The organism is Streptomyces calidiresistens, from assembly GCF_014141525.1.
In the GTDB taxonomy this organism is placed as follows: Bacteria; Actinomycetota; Actinomycetes; order Streptomycetales; family Streptomycetaceae; genus Streptomyces; species Streptomyces calidiresistens.
Genome location: NZ_VKHS01000739.1, coordinates 1 through 2,674, shown reverse-complemented (window position 1 = coordinate 2,674; position 2,674 = coordinate 1). Strand labels below are relative to the sequence as shown.

The 2,674-nt window shown below is 73.7% G+C and carries 2 protein-coding genes; both read left to right on the top strand.

Annotated features, from left to right (window positions below):
* Positions 1 to 538 precede the first annotated feature (538 nt).
* Positions 539 to 1,522 (top strand): maleate cis-trans isomerase family protein, encoded by a 984-nt coding sequence (locus FOE67_RS22170; protein WP_182666606.1) that lies wholly within the window; start codon positions 539 to 541, stop codon positions 1,520 to 1,522.
* Between the two features lie 273 nt (positions 1,523 to 1,795).
* On the top strand, positions 1,796 to 2,461 hold the full coding sequence (locus tag FOE67_RS22165) for a maleate cis-trans isomerase family protein (protein ID WP_228474165.1): 666 nt from the start codon (positions 1,796 to 1,798) through the stop codon (positions 2,459 to 2,461).
* The last annotated feature ends 213 nt before the right edge of the window (positions 2,462 to 2,674 follow it).

The window sequence follows — 2,674 nt, the reverse complement described above, 5'->3', positions numbered from 1 at the left end:
GAATCGGGGGAAACCCGCTTCGGGGCGGGTGACGACTCGCTTGACATGGTGGGGAAACCGTTTCGCAATGGCGGGCTGTTTCACTGGCGGGAACAACGGCCGGAAGATCGTTCGTGATCGGTGATCATCCGTGCCGAGCGGGTCGAATGTGCGGATCGTGCGGCGGACTCGCACCGGTGTTCCGGCGGGGCGGAGAAACCGCCCGTTCGCCGATCGATGCCGGGATTGACCACGGTAGGGACCGGAAACTACCGTCGTCAATGAAGGCGTTCCCCATGACGTCCCCGGACGCCGCGCGACGTGCCGCGGAGCCCCGTTCGGCGTGTCGTCCATGGGGCGCGTTTCCCCTCGTTCCGGCGGGCCGTTCGACCCGCCCCGTACCCTCGCACACCCCATACGGCGTCGTGACGGGTCCTCCCGTATCGCCTCGCCCTCCCGTTTCGCCCTCGCTCCGCCCCTGCTTTTCGAATTCATCCGGGCCCGAGACGATTCGACTCCGTTTCGGGCCGGTCCCGCCTTTCCCATCGGGGGTCCCGCCATGGATGTCTCCTTCGTCGGTGGTCCGTCACGGCAACGCGGAGTGGGCGTCGTCGCCCCGTTCGATTTCGCCCTGGACCGGGAGTTGTGGCGCTGGGTGCCGGACGACGTGTCCCTGCACCTGACCCGCACCCCGTTCGTCCCGGTGGAGGTGAGCCTGGATCTCGCCCGCCTGGTCAGCGAGCACCGCACCCTCTCCGACGCCGTCCAGGCGCTGAGCGCGGTCGGCCCCGAAGTCGTCGCCTACGCCTGCACCTCGGGCAGCTTCGTGGGCGGCACCCTCGGCGAGCGCGCCATGGTCGCCGCGATGGCGCAGGCCGGGGCGATGCCCGCGGTCACCACCTCGGGGGCGCTGCTGATGGCCCTGGAGGAGCTGGGGGTGTGCCGGGTGGCGGTGGTGACGCCGTACACGAAGTCGGTCACCGACTCGTTGGAGACCTATCTCGCCGAGGGGGGCATCACCGTCAGCGGCCGCAGCTACCTGGGGCTGACCCGGGAGATCTGGCGGGTCGGCTACCGGTCGGTGGTGGACATGGCCCGCGAGGCGACCGCGGGAAGGGCCGCCGGGCCGCCGCAGGCGCTGTTCATCAGCTGCACCAACCTGCCCACCTTCGACGTGATCCCCCAACTGGAGGCCGAGTTCCGGATGCCGGTGCTCTCCGCCAACCAGGTGACCGTCTGGGCCGCGCTGCGTCGTATCGGCAAGGAGGCGGTGGGACCGTACCAATCGCTGTTGGATCCGGTGGCGAGACGGGCGGTGGCGGCGATGGCGACGGCGCCGCCCCCGCTGCCGCCCGTGCCGCGCCCCGGGGAGACCCGACCGGGCGCCCCGGAGACCGCGGCGGCGATGGCCGGGACCCCCGTCCCGTCGGCCGCCGAGGAGGGGGTGCGGGGGGAGGCGCCGGCCGACGCGATGTTCCCGGAGTTCCCGGAGTTCCCGGAGACACTGCCCGGGGAACCGGGCGGGGGACCCGCCGCCGGCTGACCGGCCGGAGCGGGGGCGGCGTCCGGCGCGGCGCCCGGCTCCGGCACAGGGGGGACGAGCGCACCACGGCGCGCCGGGGCGGACGACCCGCCCCGGCGCCACGTCACGAGCAGGAGGACACCACGCATGGAGTCGGTCATCCGGGACGGGACCGCGCCCACCGAAGGGGCCGCCCCGATCCCCGAGACACCGGTGGGGATCGTGCCGCCGGAGGAGGTGGGCGGTGTCGGTTTCCTCTACCCCGGTTACTCGGCCGAGGACGACGTCCCCCGCATGGAGCGGCTGTTGAACGAGGCCGGCGCCAACGTCGCCCTGCCGTTGGAGCACACCGACATCGGCACCGACGCGCACCGGGTGGACGCCCTCCTCGAAATGGGCGCCGCTCACCGGCTGCGGGACGGCGCGGAGGTGCTGCGGGAACGCGGTGCCCGGGCGGTCATGTGGGCCTGCACCAGCGCCAGCTTCGTCTTCGGCTGGGAGGGCGCGCGCACCCAGGCCGGGGAACTGTCGCGGATGGCCGGGCTGCCCGCCTCCAGCACCTCCTTCGCCTTCGCGCACGCGGTGCGGCACCTCGGCCTGGAGCGGGTGGCCGTCGCCGCCACCTACCCGGAGGACGTGGCCCTGCTCTTCGGGGAGTTCCTGGAGGCGGCGGGCATCGGGGTCACCCGGGTGACCCCGGCGGGGATCATCACCGCCGCCGAGGTCGGCACCTGGGGGCGCGCCCGGGTCACCGAGTTGGCCCACAAGGGCGACGACCCGGAGGCGCAGGCCGTGCTGCTGCCGGACACCGCCCTGCACACCATCGCCTGGTTGCCGCAGTTGGAGGCCGAGTTGGGCAAGCCGGTGCTCACCGCCCACCAGGTCACGGCCTGGGAGGGGCTGCGGCTGATCGGTCGCACGGTGCGCTGCCCCCGGATGGGGAGTCTGTTCGCGGGGTGAGCGGGGGCGGGCGGTCGGACCGCCGACCGGTCGGCGGTCCGACCGCCCCTTGCGCCGAACGGGGTGGTGAACGACCCGAGCGGACCACGCCGGCAGGGCACCGCCCCGGGAGCGGGCGCAGGGTGGGGACACCCGATCCCCGGCCCGCGGGAGGTGAACCCCCGTGCGCTCCCGTGCACGCGCGGGCGCGAGCCCCGCCCGCACTCCCCGCAC

Excerpts from the sequence above, each read along its gene's own strand:
- FOE67_RS22165 (WP_228474165.1), top strand. The coding sequence starts at position 1,796 with ATGGAGCGGCTGTTGAACGAGGCCGGCGCCAACGTCGCCCTGCCGTTG.
- FOE67_RS22170 (WP_182666606.1), top strand. The coding sequence starts at position 539 with ATGGATGTCTCCTTCGTCGGTGGTCCGTCACGGCAACGCGGAGTGGGC.